Consider the following 13,730-nt stretch of genomic DNA (forward strand, 5'->3'; position numbering starts at 1 on the left):
CTCCCGCCCGCAATTTCCGACCATCCGGGAAAACCCTGATTTCACAAACGCGGCGGGCGATCTCGGCGCCTTCAAGACGGGAGACTGCCAAGGTCCTCCTTGCCGTGCCTCCTGGCAATAGAAAAGGCATCCGAATGGTCGCCCATTCGGATGCCTTGATTCCTCGGAGAATCCTCACATCATGTCGCCCATGCCCGCGCCGGGAGCCGGAGCCTTCTCCTTTTCCGGCTTGTCGGCAACCGCAGCCTCGGTCGTGAGGAAGGTCGCCGCGACGCTCGCCGCATTCTGCAGCGCAGAGCGCGTCACCTTCGCCGGGTCGACGATACCGGCCTCGAACATGTTCACCCACTCGCCGGTCGCCGCGTTGTAACCGATGCCCGGTTGCTCCGTCTTCAGGCGCTCCACGATGATGGAGCCCTCGACGCCCGCGTTCTCGGCAATCTGGCGGACCGGAGCTTCGAGCGCTTTGCGAACGAGGTTCACGCCCGTCAGCTCGTCGCCCTCAGCCTGCACGTTGTCGAGCGCCTTGATGACGTTGACGAGAGCCACGCCACCGCCAGGAACGATACCCTCCTCGACAGCCGCGCGCGTCGAGTTGAGCGCGTCCTCGATGCGGAGCTTCTTCTCCTTGAGCTCGGTCTCGGTCGCAGCACCCACCTTGATGACCGCGACGCCACCCGCGAGCTTGGCGAGGCGCTCCTGCAGCTTTTCGCGATCGAAGTCGGAGGTCGTCTCCTCGATCTGCGCCTTGATCTGGTTGATGCGAGCCTGGATAGCCGACTTGTCGCCAGCGCCGTCCACGATGATGGTGTTCTCCTTGCTCACGCGCACCTGGCGAGCGCGGCCGAGCTGATCCAGCGTCGTGTTGCGCAGCTCAAGCCCCAGCTCCTCGCTGATAACCTGACCACCCGTGAGGATGGCGATGTCCTGCAACATGGCCTTGCGGCGATCGCCGAAGCCCGGCGCCTTGACGGCCACGGCGTTGAACGTACCGCGGATCTTGTTGACCACGAGCGTCGCGAGCGCTTCGCCCTCCACATCCTCGGCGATGAGCAGCAGCGAACGGCCAGCCTGCACCACGCGCTCGAGAACCGGCAGGAGCTCCTGGATGCTCGAGACCTTCTTGTCCGTGATGAGGATGAGCGGCTCGTCCAGCACGGCCTCCATCTTGTCCGCGTCCGTCACCATGTACGGCGAGATGTAGCCGCGATCGAACTGCATACCCTCGACGACCTCGAGTTCGGTCGTGAAGCCCTTGGACTCCTCGACGGTGATCACGCCGTCATTGCCGACCTTCTCCATCGCGTCCGCAATGAGCTCGCCGATCTCGTTCGAACCAGCCGAGATGGCGGCAACCTCCGCGATGTTCTTGCGGCCCTGCACCGGCTTCGCGATCTTCTTCAGCTCCTCGACCGCAGCCGTCACGGCCTTCTCAATGCCGCGGCGGAGCACCATCGGGTTCGCACCAGCAGCGACGTTCTTCAGGCCCTCGCGGATCATCGCCTGCGCCAGCACCGTGGCTGTCGTCGTACCGTCGCCCGCGACGTCGTTCGTCTTCGTCGCGACTTCCTTCACGAGCTGAGCACCCATGTTCTCGTACGGATCCTCAAGCTCAATCTCCTTCGCGATGGTCACACCGTCGTTCGTGATGAGCGGAGACCCGAACTTCTTCTCCAGCACCACGTTGCGGCCCTTCGGCCCGAGCGTCACCTTGACCGCATCCGCAAGCGCATCGACTCCGCGCATCATCGCACGGCGAGCTTCTTCACCAAAGCGAATCTCTTTTGCCATGTTGCATACCTCCCTGACGACTGTGGAATGTTCCGTTCATGGAGCGTTCGTCACGCGAATCTGGCATTACTTCTCGACAATCGCCAAGATGTCGCTCTCGCGCAGGATCAAGAGCTCCTCGTTGTTCACCTTGACTTCGGTGCCCGCGTACTTCGAGTAGATGACGCGATCGCCAACCTTGACCTCCATGGCCACGCGGTTGCCCTTCTCATCGAGCTTCCCCGGGCCGACGGCGATCACTTCACCCTCCTGCGGCTTCTCCTTCGCGTTGTCCGGCAGGAAAATCCCACTAGCGGTCTTTTCCTCACGCTCCACCGGACGGACCACCACGCGATCAGCGAGCGGCTTCAACATTGCGAACGACCTCCTTGCGAGATTGTAGTTCCGAACCTTTGTTAGCACTCTCGCTCGGTGAGTGCTAACACCATGGACTATGATAATCGGTTCGTTGCGAGAGTGCAACAGGGAATTCAACTTTTTTGCGGGCGATTTAGGAGGAACCGAGGACGCCCCCTTGTCAGCCTGAAATCGTGGGCGCAACCAGCGCGCCTTCCCGCCACCCATTGCGCCACCAGGCCAGGAGATCCCGCGCCTGATGAGGCCGAAACACCGGCACGGGGAACCCCTCCGGCGCCCAATCGGGCGAGACCACCGCCGCGATGGCCGTGGCGCCCGCGGCGAGCAACCGCCTCCACTCGTCCTCGCCGCGCACCACCACGACCTTCGCGTGCGCCTCCCGCTTGCCTCCCTCGGCGATCACGACGTCGACGTCCGCGACGGCGCGGATGGCCGCGAACCACTCGCGAAACCCGCCCTCCTGGCGCGATCGCAAAAGAAAACCGCGCCGACTGGCGACCATGGTCACCGACGCGCCGGCCTGCGCGGCGCGCGCGGTGTCGGATCCGGGCTTCTCCCAATCGTCGGCGTCCTCGTCCGCGTGCCCGTCGTGCTTCAGGTAGGCCACCCGGAGCCCTTGCGCCGCGGCCTCGCGCACGAGGGCCTCCGCGAGACACGATTTGCCGGAGCCCGAAAAACCGGCGATCCCGATGATGACGGGCGCCTTTGCGTCACGCATTGAGCCATCCGCCCACGCCCAAGACCGCGATGTCCCGCTTGCGGACGCGAAGCCCGGTGAGGACGCGCGGCAAGAGGCGATCGAACGACGTGATGGGATCGTAGATGACTGCGCCCGGCAACCCGAAGATGGCAGTGTCGTTCCGGTACGCCAGCATGAGCATGGAGCCTGGCAGCATCGGCGTGCCGTACGTCACGACCTCCGTGGCCGCGTCCCGGATGGCGCCGGGCGATCGGTCGTCGGGATCGACCGACATCCCGCCCGTGACGAGCACCAGCGTCGCGCCCTGTTCGCACGCCTCGACAATCGCGTCCGAAATCCGCTCGCGCTCGTCGCCGACGAACACCTGGTGTACGTCCTGGATGCCGTAGCGCGCGAGCTTGGCCCTCAGCACCGGGCCGAACTTGTCCTCCACTCGCCCGTGCAGGATCTCGCTGCCCGTCGTCACAATCCGCACCTTCTGGGGCTGATACGGCAACACGTCGATCACGGCGCGCTTCTGCGCCTGCGACGCAATGACCTCCACCGCGCGCACCTTGTCCTCGGCGATGACGAGCGGGATAGGGCGCACGGCGGCGAGGCTCGTCCCCCGACTGACGTGCTGAAACGGCCGCTTGGTGGCGATGGAGATCTCGTCGATGGTGTTCATGGCCGTCACGCGCCGCGCGTCCACCCACAGCATGCCGTCCCGCTTGGCGCGAAGGATGACCTTGCCCTCCGACACCTCGGACAGCTCCACGCCGTCCCCCGCGATGGCTTGCGCCATGCGCACGGCCGCGTCGTCTTCGTGCAACTCGCCCGGCTCGAGCTCCAGGATGTACAAATGCCGCTTCCCCATGTCGAGCAGGACCGGGATATCCTCTTCGCGCACCACATGCCCGCGCTTGAATTGGCGCCCCTTAAATTCTCCGGGCACGATGCGCGTCATGTCGTGCGCGAGCGCCAACCCAATCGCGTCTTCGACAGGCACTTCTCGCCGGATCACGCCATCCCCTCCCTCTTGCGCCAGTCCTCGTAGTCCTCCGGCCGGTGCACCGGCCGCACCGTCCACTCGTCTTCAAACGCGACAGTGCAAATCTCAAGCCCCTCAAGGGCCTTGAGGATCCGCTTCTCACCGCGCGCCGCCGCATCTGCGATGGCTCGCACCGCCCGCTTGGCGTAGACGGCGGCAAGCGGCTGCATCCTCCCCTCGCGCTCCGCGGCGGCGACGTCCGCGCCGGTGCCCGTCAAGGCGTCCACGAGCGCCCGCACGGCGTCCGCGGTGATTCCCGGCAGGTCCCCCGCCAGCACGACAAGCGGCGAGACGTCCGACGTTTGCCCCTCCAAAAAGCGGCCGAGCGCCGCGAGCGGCCCCTGGTAGCATTCCCTGTCCCTGACCCAGGCGATCTCGCCTTTCGCCCATGGCGCGACCGCGGCTCGCAGGGCATCGTCCGCGTACAGGACGGCGACGCGAGAGGCCACCTCTTCCGCCACGCGCACGACATGCGCTGCCATCGGCATGCCACGCGCATCCCGAGGAAGCCAAAGCTTGTTCCCCCGCTCCGCCATCCGCCTCGACGCGCCCCCCGCGAGCACGGCGGCCCAACTCACCCGCTGCAGGGCGCAAGCCCCCTCTCGGTCAGGAGGGCATGCATGCGCACGTCGTGCGGATGGCGAGGGAGTGCGTCCGCCAGCTGTTCGACGAAGCACACGCCAATGCGCCGGATGGATGCCGCCTCCGGCCGCTTGAAGTAGCGATCGTAAAACCCGCCGCCGTACCCGAGCCGCGTGCCGTCCTCGGCAAAGGCGAGGCCCGGCACCAGGACGGCCACAAGCTCGTCGGGCCGGACCACCGGGGCGCGAGGCCCTGGCGCCGGGATGCCGTAGGCGCCTGCGTGCAGATCCGCGAGGGACAAGACGGCGCAGAACTCCATCCGCGCCGGTCCCTCTACGCGCGGGAAGGCCACCTTCGCCCCTTTCCGCAGCAGCGCCTCGGCCAGCGGGGCGAGATCGACTTCCCCGTGGACAGCCGCGTACAGCCCGATGAACCCATCAAGCTGGAGAGACGCCTGCGCGTGTGCGCAAATGGCCTCCTCCTGGCGGCGCCTCGCGTCGGGCAAGATGGCGGCTCGTTTCACGCGATATTGTAGGCGCAGCGCCTGTTTATCTTCGATGGGAATTCGCCTCCCGCGTGTACAGCCCAAGCACGTGGAACAGCCATGGCGCAAGCACCGTGGTCCAGGTCGCCACGGCAGTCGCGCGCACGTACTGCCACAGGGGCTCATCCAGATGCGCTTGCACCGCCAATTGTACCGCAACCACACCCCCGAGCGCGATCACGCCCGCCGCCACGCGCTTCCACAGGACGGGATCGATGGAGGTGCGAAGAAACCGCCTCTCGATGGCCGCGCCCGCGCCGCCCACGAGTAAAAACACCGCGTACACCGACGAGGTGACGTCGCGCGCGAACACGAGGAGGACGGCTGGAAACAGCACGGCGAGTACCAGGGAAACGCCAAACGGGACGCCGCGATACGTCCACCAGCGCCCGATTTGCCAGCCGACATAGCCCACCGCAAGGCCAGCCGCCCAGCCGATGACGACATCCATCGGCCAGTGAAGCCCGAGATAGACGCGCGAGATGCCGACGGCGATCGAGAGGAGGACGGCGACAAAAAACGCCACCGGTCGGCGCAGCCACAGCGCGATGGCCGTGAAGAAGGTCATCGTCCCCTGGGCGTGGCCGCTCGGCATGGACAGCCCAGTCGCAGAGCTGACATCACCCGAGCGAATCCCGGGCACACCGATGGGCCTGGCGATGTGATAATAGGACTTGAGCCACGCGTTCAGGTACATGCTGGTGAAAAACACGTAGGCGAGCCGCATGCCGAGGGCGCGATCGACGGCGAGGATGAGCACGGGCAGCGCGGCAAAGTAGAACGACTCGTTGCCCAAGTAGGAACATGCCACGGCCATCCGATCCAGGATGACCGCGTGATGCGACTGCAACCACACGATGAGGTCATATTGCCAACTGAAGCCTTGCGGCAACGGGAACGACGCTCTGGACATGACGGAGCCTCCCCACCTCGTCCGAACTTGGCTGCTAGAGTGTATGGACAAAGGAGCGTACGTATGATCCTTTTGCAAGCGAACCGGGTGAACAAGCGTTACGACGGCGTGGAGGTGCTGCGCGAGGCTTCCATCACGGTGCGCGCGGGTGACAAAATCGGCCTCGTGGGCCCGAACGGCGCGGGCAAATCCACGCTCCTGCGCATTCTCACGGGGGAAGAGGCGCCGGACGAAGGCCACGTGTACGTGAAGAGCGGCGTAGAACTGGGCTACGTCGCGCAGTTCGTCGGCCGTGGAGAGGACATGCGCGTCTACGATTTTGTCGCCGAGGCGAAGCGCCCCGTTCAGCAGCTGGAGCACGAGCTGCGCGAGCTCGAGGCTCAGATGAGCAGTGCGGCGCTCGATGAGGACGCGGCGCGATTTGCGGACATCGCACACCTGTACGAGGAGAAGACGCGCCGCTTCGAGGCGCTCGGCGGCTACCAGTGGGAGACGGACGTGCGCCGCGTCCTCGCCGGACTCAGCTTTCCACGCGAGATGTACGACCTCCCCATTTCGGCCCTTTCCGGCGGACAGCGGACGCGACTCGCCCTCGCGCGGCTCCTGGCGTCGCGCCCCGACGTCCTCCTGCTGGATGAGCCCACGAACTACCTCGATATGGACACGCTCGCCTGGCTGGAGGACTTTCTGTCGCACAGCGAGATGTCGCTCGTCGTCGTCTCCCACGACCGGTATTTCCTCGATCGCGTCACGCGCCTCACGGTGGCGCTGGAGCGCGGGCAGACGCGCGCCTACCCAGGCCCTTACCGCGTCTACCTCGAGATGCGCGCCGCCGAGCGCGAGGAGATGTGGCGGCGGTACGAGGCACAGCAGGACGAAATTGCCCGCATGGAGGCGTTCATCGAGCGAAACATCGCGCGGGCGTCCACGCACCGAAGGGCACAGAGCCGCCGCCGGATGCTCGAGCGCATGGAGCGGATGGAACGCCCTCCGGGGGACGATCCGTCGCTTTGGATGCGGTTTCCGGTGCGACGCACCTCGGGCGAAGACGTGCTCGAAGTGCGCGATCTCGCCATCGGCTACGGCACTCAGCCGCTCGCGCGCCACATCAGCTTCCGCGTCCAGCGCGGGATGCGGCTCGCCATCCTCGGCCCAAACGGCGTCGGCAAGACGACACTTCTGCGCACCCTCGTCGGAGAGCTCCCGCCGCTTGGCGGCTGGTTCCGCTTCGGCCAGGGCGTCGACCTCGGCTATTACGCGCAGGAGGATGGCGGGCTTCCGCCCGACGAGCGCGTGCTCGACGTCGTGTGGAACGCATCCCCGGAGCTGGATCACACGTCGGTGCGCAAGCTTCTGGCGCAGTTCTTGTTCCGGGGCGAGGACGTCTTGAAGCCCGTCCGCGCGCTGTCCGGCGGCGAACAGAGCCGGCTCAGGCTGTGCCTCCTGATGCAAAGCGGCGCGAACGTGCTCGTCATGGACGAGCCCACCAACCACCTCGACATCCCGAGCAAGGAGGCGCTCGAGGCCGCGCTCGAGGATTACGACGGAACGGTGATCTTCGTCTCGCACGATCGCTACTTCATCGACAAGCTCGCGACGCACGTCGCGGTGTTACAGCCGGACGGAGTGACGTGGTACATCGGCAACTACACCGACTACGTCGAGAAGGTGATGGAGAACGAGCGGCTCAAGCGCATCGAAGGCGCGGAGGACGGAGCCGAAGAAGGCGAAGCCGGAGCGGGCGGAACTGGCTCGCAGGCGACGTCCCAAGCGTCACCGGTCCGCCGGCGCATCCGCACAAGCGAAGCGCGCAAGCTCGAGGCCGAGATCGCGCGGTGGGAGGAGGCCGCACACCGCATGGAGCGCGAGATGGAGCAGGTGGCCAGGGAGCAGAGCGAAGCCGCGGTGGCGCAGGAGGTGGACCGCCTGCGCGAGCTCGACGAGCACTACCGTCGCCTCGAGGCGGAGTACCAGCGCGCGCTCGAGCAGTGGGAGGCGAAGTCGCTGGAACTGGAGGAGCTGAAAAAGGCCCTGGAGGCGTGGCGCGGCTAGGAAGATTTCGCCGGGACGCGCGCTTTCGAATGCGAGCAATGTTCAGTTATCCACATTGTCCACCGACTTATCCACAGGCTCGATCCCGACCGTTTCGAGCCTTTTCGACACGTTTCCACATCATCCACAGCGCGATTGGCCCGAGTTATGCACAGGAACGGCCGTTCGCCGCGGAAGGCTGCGCCGCCCGTCCTCGGCGCGGCGAGATCCGCCACACGACAAAGGGCGAGGCCGAAGCCTCGCCCGCTCCCGTTCATCGTCCGATTCAATCCGCCGGATAACGCCCGCTCTGCCACTCGTCCAGCGTCAGATCGGCGTACGCGCCGAGCTCGAGCGTGTCGAAGCGGCCTTCCCGCGCGCGCGCGTAGGCCGCCGCCGCGATCATCGCCGCGTTGTCCGTGCACAGGCCAGGCGACGGAAAGTGCACGCCGATCCCTTCCTCCGCCGCCATGGCGCCCATGGCCGCGCGCAGCCCGCGATTGGCCGCTACGCCTCCGGCCACCACCACGGTCCTGTGGCCCGTCAGGCGGATGGCGCGCCGCGTCTTTTCGACGAGCACCTCGATCACGGCCGCCTGGAAGCTGGCGCACACGTCCTCCACCGGCACGGCCTGGCCCTGGCGCTTGAGCTTGTCCAGCGCCACGAGCACGGCCGTCTTCATGCCGCTGAAAGAGAAGTCGAGCGACGGATCGTTCAAGAGCCCGCGCGGGAAGGCAAAGCGCGCCGGATCGCCCAAGCGCGCCAGCCTGTCCACCTCGGGCCCTCCGGGATAGGCGAGGCCCAGCAGCCTCGCCACCTTGTCGTACGCCTCGCCCGCGGCGTCGTCGCGCGTGCCGCCGAGGCGCGTGAACCGAAACGATGCATCCACCTCGTACAGTTCCGTGTGGCCGCCCGAGGCCACCAGGCACAAAAAGGGCGGCCGCACGGCCGGCCGATCCGGCTCTTCCAACATGGCGGCCGCGACGTGCCCAGCGATGTGATGCACGCCGATTAAGGGCAGCCCTGTGGCGAGGCTGTACGCCTTGGCGGCGGTCACTCCGACGAGCAGCGCCCCGAGCAGCCCCGGCCCCATGGTCACCGCGATGGCGGCGAGATCGGAAAACCCGATTCCAGCCTGCCCGAGCGCGGCGTCCACCACGCGCGTGATGGACTCGACGTGCCGGCGCGAAGCCACCTCGGGCACCACGCCGCCGAACTGGCGGTGAACCTCCGTCTGGCTCGCCGTCACCTGGCCGAGCACGCGCGCCCCATCCGCAACGACGGCCGCGGACGTCTCGTCGCAGCTCGTCTCGATGGCGAGGATGTTCATGCTTGCACCTCTCTGTCGCGCATCACCTTGGGCGGGAGATCCACCCACATGATGAGCGCGTCCTCGTTGTTGTCCGTGTAGTAACCCTTGCGCACGCCGACGCGCTCGAAGCCGTACTTCCGGTACAGATTCTGCGCCACGTGATTCGTGACCCGCACCTCGAGCGTCATCTTGCGTCCACCGAGGGCCATGCACATCGACATGATGGCCTCGAGCAGCCGTTCGCCCAGCTTCAGCCCGCGGAAGTCGGGATCGACCGCGATGTTCGTGATGTGCCCCTCGTCCATGATCATCCAGAAGCCCGCGTAGCCCACGACGCGCCCGTCGTACTCCGCCACTACGTAGCGCGCGAGCCGGTTCTCCACCAATTCACCCACAAACGCCTGCCGCGACCACGGCGCTGTGAACGATCGCGTCTCCACCCGCATGACGTCGTCGAGATCCTTCAGCATCATGCGCCGGATGGAGAGCTTCTGCGGGTCGAAAGCCGCCGCGGTCACTCGGCGCCCTCTCCCTTCGCGCCAAGCTTCGCCTCGGCCTCTGTCGGCAGCACATAGAGCGGCGCGAGGAGGTGCACCCGCTCGCCCTCGAACCGCTCGTACGATCCCGACAACCCAAGCCGCACGAGGGCGGTCGGCATCATCGGGGCAATTTCGTTCCACGATCTCACCCGCACGCCCTCCGCCTCCGCGGAATCGCCGAGGCGCCTGCCGCTCGCCACAATGGACGCGTGCTCCCTGTCCGCGATGGCCAACCAGTCGCTGAGCGACTGCACCGTCGGCTCGCACTGCGCCCACAGGCGCCCGTCCTCCAACCTGTACCAGCAGCCAAAGGCGCGATCGCGCCTCGCGTCGATGAGCGCCATGAACGCGCCCAACCGTTGGCCCTCCGCACAGGCCAGCGCCATGGCCATGCCGTCGACCGTCGGCACCGCGACGATGGGAATGCCGCACGCGTGCCCGATGGCCTTCGCCGCCGCCACCGCGATGCGGACGCCGGTGTAGCTGCCGGGGCCGACGCCGGTGACGCAGAGCTTGACGTCGTGAATGTTCATGCGCGCGCCGGCCAACAGATGGCCGAGCGACGGCTGCAACAGGCGCGAGTGGGCCCGCGGCAGAAACTCCACCAGGGAAGACATCAGCCTCCCGTCCTCGTCCGCGACTGCAAGCGCCAACACGTCGGTCGCTGTATCCATGGCGATCACGCTCATGAAGCCGTCCACTCCTTCAGTATCGATTCCGGGCGCTCTCCGAACGCCTCTGCACGCACCGTGCGCGCGCTGCCCTCGGGACGGAGGACGATCCGAAGATAGGCGTCCATCTCCGCGGCCATGGGCCCCGGCCACTCGATGAGGACGATGACGCCGCCGGCGAGATCGTCGTCCAGCCCGAGCGCCCATACGCTTTCGACATCGAGTGTCTCCGGCCGATCTGGGTCGGCGTACAACCGGTACAGGTCGTAGTGCGCCACGCGGAAGCGGCCCCGGTGCTCCTGCCGCAGGACATAGGTGGGACTCGTCATCGGCTGGGTCACGCCTGCCCCTGCACCGACGGCCGCCGCAAAGGTGGTTTTGCCAGCCCCCATCGGCCCCTCGATGAGCACGACGTCGCCAGGTGCAACCAGCGCGCCGAGGCGCTCGCCCAGGCGCTGCATCTCAGTCACGTCATCGACCCGCCACTCGTGTGCCTCCATCGTGCCGTTACCTCTCAAGATGATTGTATCCCCTGCGCGCAACCTCGGAGAGCTTTCCGGCTCGGCGCATGACCACGCCGTCGCCCTCCTCGACGCGCCCTATCGCCGTGACGGAGGTCCGAACAACCGGTGCGACGGCGAGCAGCCGCGCAAACACGTCTCGCGGCGCCGCGCCGACGAGCTCGTAATCCTCTCCGCCGAAAAGCGCGTACTCCAGCGGATCTTTGCCCACGGCGCGCGCGTATTCGACGACCTCCGGCTGAATCGGAACGCGATCCCCCTCCAACACCAACCGCACGCCGCTCGCCTCGGCGATTTCATGCAGCTCGCTCGCCAAACCGTCGCTGATGTCGTCGAGCGCCGTGGCTCCGAGCCGCGCCGCTTCCCGGCCGAAGGCAAGGCGCGGCGTCGGACGCCGGTGCCGCTCCACGAGAACCGCCTGCGCGACGGCGGATCCGCCCCGCCTGCCGAGCAGGATGTCGAGTCCCGCCGCGCTGCCACCCAGGCTGCCCGTGACAAACAACACGTCCCCTGGGCGGGCACCGGCGCGCGTGACCGGGCGCTCGACGCGGCCCACGGCCGTGATCGACATCCAGAGCGGACCTGGGGTGGAGACGACGTCCCCGCCGACGACGCTCGCACCGAAAGCTGCGGCCGCTTCCGCAACACCGTCGTAGATGGCCACCACGTCGTCCTGCGGCCAGGACGGCGGTACGGCGAGCGCAACCGTGACAAAGGCGGGCTCACCGCCCATGGCCGCGATGTCGCTCACCGCCGCCGCCATGGCGCGATAGCCCACCTGCGGCGGAGACATGGTATCGCGGCGAAAGTGCACGCCCTCCACCACGGCATCCGTCGTTACCGCCAGACGACCGCTCGCCTCCACCACCGCGCAATCATCGCCGATGGGGACCTGCACGTCCGCACCGGGAGGCGGCAGTTTCGCAACCAGCGCTCGGATCAGCGCGAACTCGTCCATCCCCTCGCCCCCTCCTTTCACCGCGCGGAGTCGTTGCCGTTGCCAATACCATAACAATGACAGCCCCCGAGGTCCCCGTCAATCATGAGCCGCGCCTCTTGTCCATAGACATCCATTAGGGCGCGTCGCCCACGACGGAAGCGGGGTGGACATGTGGACGCCATCCGGGAGATGCTGCAGTCGATCAACGCAGGCCTCCTTTTGCTGGGCTACCCCGGCACGTATGTCGCCATGGTCATGGAGGGGCTCGGCCTCCCGTTCCCAGGCGATGTGTTTCTGGCCTTTTACGGTTACGCAATCGCGCTTGGAACCATGCGCGCGCCCGCCGTCTTCAGCCTCAGCGCGCTCGGGTATTTCACCGGCGTGAGCATCGTCTTCCTCCTCACCCGCCGCTTCGAATCGCTGCTGCTGAACCCGCTGTACCGGCTTCACCTGGTCAACGAAACGCGCCTTCGGCATACCGGCAGCCTGTTGGAACGCTACGGCTGGATGGTCCTCATCCCCGGCCGGTTTTTGCCCGGCATCCGTTCGCTCAGCACGTACGCCGCGGCGCTGTCCGACATGTCCTACGCGACGTTTGCGCTCTACTCCATCGTCGGCTCGATGGTTTGGTGCGGAGCTTGGCTCGCGTTTGGCTACTGGTTCGGCGAAAATATGGACGAGATGATGAAGCACGTGCAGTCGGGGCTCAGCTGGATCACGGTGGGCATGGTCGCCTCGGCTCTGCTGTACTGGGCCTGGCGCCACGTGCGGGCGAAGCGTGGGGAGCGATGATGGTGAGCCTGGAATTGGCATGGTGCGTGAACAACGCGCTCACAGGGGTGCGCGAGGCCATCGAGCGCGTCGCGGCCGAGCGCCCCGATCTGATGGTGAAGAAGTACGCGTGCGTGGAGCAGTGCGGCCTTTGCGCGCGCCAGCCGTTTGCGCTGGTCGGCGGCGACGTGGTGACGGCCGAGAGCCCCGCGTCTCTCGCGCATCGCCTGCTTGCCGCCGTGCGCGAGGCCGAACGCCAACCCGGCCCTCGTGAGCTTCCACCGGCATGAGCGTCCCCTCCCCGGCGGCGCGGTCGCCGAGGAGGGGTTCTGGTTTACGACACGCTCTGGGTATCGGTCTGGGTTTGCTCAGCCGGGAGCGCCTGCACGATTTTGCCCTGCGGCAGATCGAAGACGCCCTTTTCCACAATCAGCTGTGCGGCGTTCTGCACGGCGGTCGGATCGACAGGCTGCTTCGGATTGGGAATCGCGATGCGAACCTTCTTGTTTCGATCCGTCATGAACATCAGGTGAAGGGATACTTTCGCGGCCATCGACGCGCCTCCTGTCCATTCAAATCGGAATCCACGCCCATCCATGTTGGGCTCTGCGGCCGTCACGCGCTCGGCCCCTGCCCGCCGGAGCCCGCGCCGCCGCTCGTGCCGCTGCCGCCAGCCCCACCGCTGCCCGCGCTCCCGCCGGCGCCGGACGCGTTGGTCAACAGCGCCACATCGACCCGCTCCACCTGCACGAGCGGCTCGTCGATGAGCTGCGCGAGCGCGAGGCCGACCGCGAGCAGATCTTCGTTCGCAGCCTGCGGAGACACGTGGTTGAACTTGTGGACCTTCAGTTTGGGTTGCCCATTGGCGCGCGTGCCCGACTGCGTTTGCAGCTGCAGCGTCGTGCCGAGTGCGAGGCTCGTTCCTGCCATCGCTCGTTCCTCCTTCCGCTGATTCCGCCGCCCGGGCGGGCACCGAGAGACATGCAGCGACGGCCCCCACGCGTGGACACCCCCCGCGAATCGCGCCT

General features: G+C 66.8%; 17 protein-coding genes. 3 read left to right on the forward strand and 14 right to left on the reverse strand.

Annotated features, from left to right (window positions below):
• Positions 1 to 174 precede the first annotated feature (174 nt).
• From groL to AS26_RS01865, 7 genes are all read right to left on the reverse strand, one after another.
• Positions 175 to 1,791 carry a chaperonin GroEL gene (gene groL / locus AS26_RS01835; protein WP_062305661.1) on the reverse strand — a complete coding sequence of 539 codons (1,617 nt, stop codon included), beginning with the start codon at positions 1,789 to 1,791 and terminating at the stop codon, positions 175 to 177.
• A 66-nt stretch (positions 1,792 to 1,857) separates the two neighbouring features.
• The gene (groES, locus tag AS26_RS01840) at positions 1,858 to 2,145 is read right to left on the reverse strand and encodes a co-chaperone GroES (protein WP_008336392.1); all 288 of its coding nucleotides are present in this window, start codon (positions 2,143 to 2,145) and stop codon (positions 1,858 to 1,860) included.
• Positions 2,146 to 2,308: 163 nt separating this feature from the next.
• A complete protein-coding gene (gene mobB / locus AS26_RS01845; RefSeq protein WP_062305662.1) occupies positions 2,309 to 2,866 on the reverse strand; it encodes a molybdopterin-guanine dinucleotide biosynthesis protein B in 558 nt (185 codons plus the stop codon).
• Entirely contained in the window at positions 2,859 to 3,851 is a 993-nt protein-coding gene (locus AS26_RS01850) for a molybdopterin-binding protein (RefSeq protein WP_062305664.1), read from the reverse strand. The genes mobB and AS26_RS01850 overlap by 8 nt, the downstream gene beginning before the upstream one ends.
• Positions 3,848 to 4,456: a molybdenum cofactor guanylyltransferase gene (gene mobA, locus AS26_RS01855; RefSeq protein ID WP_062305665.1), complete on the reverse strand. Its 609-nt coding sequence runs from the start codon at positions 4,454 to 4,456 to the stop codon at positions 3,848 to 3,850. Before mobA ends, AS26_RS01850 begins: the two co-directional genes overlap by 4 nt.
• Positions 4,453 to 5,073 (reverse strand): 5-formyltetrahydrofolate cyclo-ligase, encoded by a 621-nt coding sequence (locus tag AS26_RS01860; protein WP_306303043.1) that lies wholly within the window; start codon positions 5,071 to 5,073, stop codon positions 4,453 to 4,455. The genes mobA and AS26_RS01860 overlap by 4 nt, the downstream gene beginning before the upstream one ends.
• Positions 5,009 to 5,917 (reverse strand): phosphatase PAP2 family protein, encoded by a 909-nt coding sequence (locus AS26_RS01865; RefSeq protein ID WP_062305668.1) that lies wholly within the window; start codon positions 5,915 to 5,917, stop codon positions 5,009 to 5,011. Before AS26_RS01865 ends, AS26_RS01860 begins: the two co-directional genes overlap by 65 nt.
• A 63-nt stretch (positions 5,918 to 5,980) precedes the next feature.
• Here AS26_RS01865 and AS26_RS01870 point away from each other — a divergent pair, with 63 nt between their 5' ends.
• Positions 5,981 to 7,969, forward strand: coding sequence for an ATP-binding cassette domain-containing protein (locus AS26_RS01870; RefSeq protein WP_062305670.1), 1,989 nt, complete (start codon positions 5,981 to 5,983; stop codon positions 7,967 to 7,969).
• Between the two features lie 265 nt (positions 7,970 to 8,234).
• Here AS26_RS01870 and tsaD read toward each other — a convergent pair whose 3' ends face one another.
• Genes tsaD through thiL form a run of 5 tightly spaced genes read right to left on the reverse strand, consistent with a single transcriptional unit; the run spans position 8,235 to position 11,949 of the window.
• Positions 8,235 to 9,278, reverse strand: coding sequence for a tRNA (adenosine(37)-N6)-threonylcarbamoyltransferase complex transferase subunit TsaD (gene tsaD, locus AS26_RS01875; RefSeq protein ID WP_062305672.1), 1,044 nt, complete (start codon positions 9,276 to 9,278; stop codon positions 8,235 to 8,237).
• Entirely contained in the window at positions 9,275 to 9,778 is a 504-nt protein-coding gene (gene rimI, locus AS26_RS01880; RefSeq protein WP_062305673.1) for a ribosomal protein S18-alanine N-acetyltransferase, read from the reverse strand. Before rimI ends, tsaD begins: the two co-directional genes overlap by 4 nt.
• Positions 9,775 to 10,488, reverse strand: coding sequence for a tRNA (adenosine(37)-N6)-threonylcarbamoyltransferase complex dimerization subunit type 1 TsaB (gene tsaB, locus AS26_RS01885; protein WP_062305674.1), 714 nt, complete (start codon positions 10,486 to 10,488; stop codon positions 9,775 to 9,777). The genes rimI and tsaB overlap by 4 nt, the downstream gene beginning before the upstream one ends.
• Complete coding sequence (tsaE, locus tag AS26_RS01890) at positions 10,485 to 10,970, reverse strand: tRNA (adenosine(37)-N6)-threonylcarbamoyltransferase complex ATPase subunit type 1 TsaE (protein ID WP_062305676.1); 486 nt, start codon at positions 10,968 to 10,970, stop codon at positions 10,485 to 10,487. The genes tsaB and tsaE overlap by 4 nt, the downstream gene beginning before the upstream one ends.
• Before the next feature lie 7 nt (positions 10,971 to 10,977).
• A complete protein-coding gene (thiL, locus tag AS26_RS01895; RefSeq protein WP_062305678.1) occupies positions 10,978 to 11,949 on the reverse strand; it encodes a thiamine-phosphate kinase in 972 nt (323 codons plus the stop codon).
• A 153-nt stretch (positions 11,950 to 12,102) separates the two neighbouring features.
• Here thiL and AS26_RS01900 point away from each other — a divergent pair, with 153 nt between their 5' ends.
• Together AS26_RS01900 and AS26_RS01905 are read left to right on the forward strand one after the other, a co-directional pair.
• Positions 12,103 to 12,723: a DedA family protein gene (locus AS26_RS01900; protein ID WP_062305679.1), complete on the forward strand. Its 621-nt coding sequence runs from the start codon at positions 12,103 to 12,105 to the stop codon at positions 12,721 to 12,723.
• A complete protein-coding gene (locus AS26_RS01905; protein WP_062305680.1) occupies positions 12,723 to 12,992 on the forward strand; it encodes a DUF1450 domain-containing protein in 270 nt (89 codons plus the stop codon). Before AS26_RS01900 ends, AS26_RS01905 begins: the two co-directional genes overlap by 1 nt.
• A gap of 44 nt (positions 12,993 to 13,036) precedes the next feature.
• On the opposite strand, the gene AS26_RS01910 is transcribed toward AS26_RS01905, so the two are convergent.
• Together AS26_RS01910 and AS26_RS01915 are read right to left on the reverse strand one after the other, a co-directional pair.
• The gene (locus AS26_RS01910; RefSeq protein ID WP_062305682.1) at positions 13,037 to 13,255 is read right to left on the reverse strand and encodes a DUF2922 domain-containing protein; all 219 of its coding nucleotides are present in this window, start codon (positions 13,253 to 13,255) and stop codon (positions 13,037 to 13,039) included.
• A gap of 62 nt (positions 13,256 to 13,317) precedes the next feature.
• Complete coding sequence (locus AS26_RS01915) at positions 13,318 to 13,632, reverse strand: DUF1659 domain-containing protein (RefSeq protein ID WP_062305684.1); 315 nt, start codon at positions 13,630 to 13,632, stop codon at positions 13,318 to 13,320.
• Positions 13,633 to 13,730 lie beyond the last annotated feature (98 nt).

This window comes from Alicyclobacillus sendaiensis NBRC 100866 (assembly GCF_001552675.1).
GTDB classification, from domain to species: Bacteria; Bacillota; Bacilli; order Alicyclobacillales; family Alicyclobacillaceae; genus Alicyclobacillus; species Alicyclobacillus sendaiensis.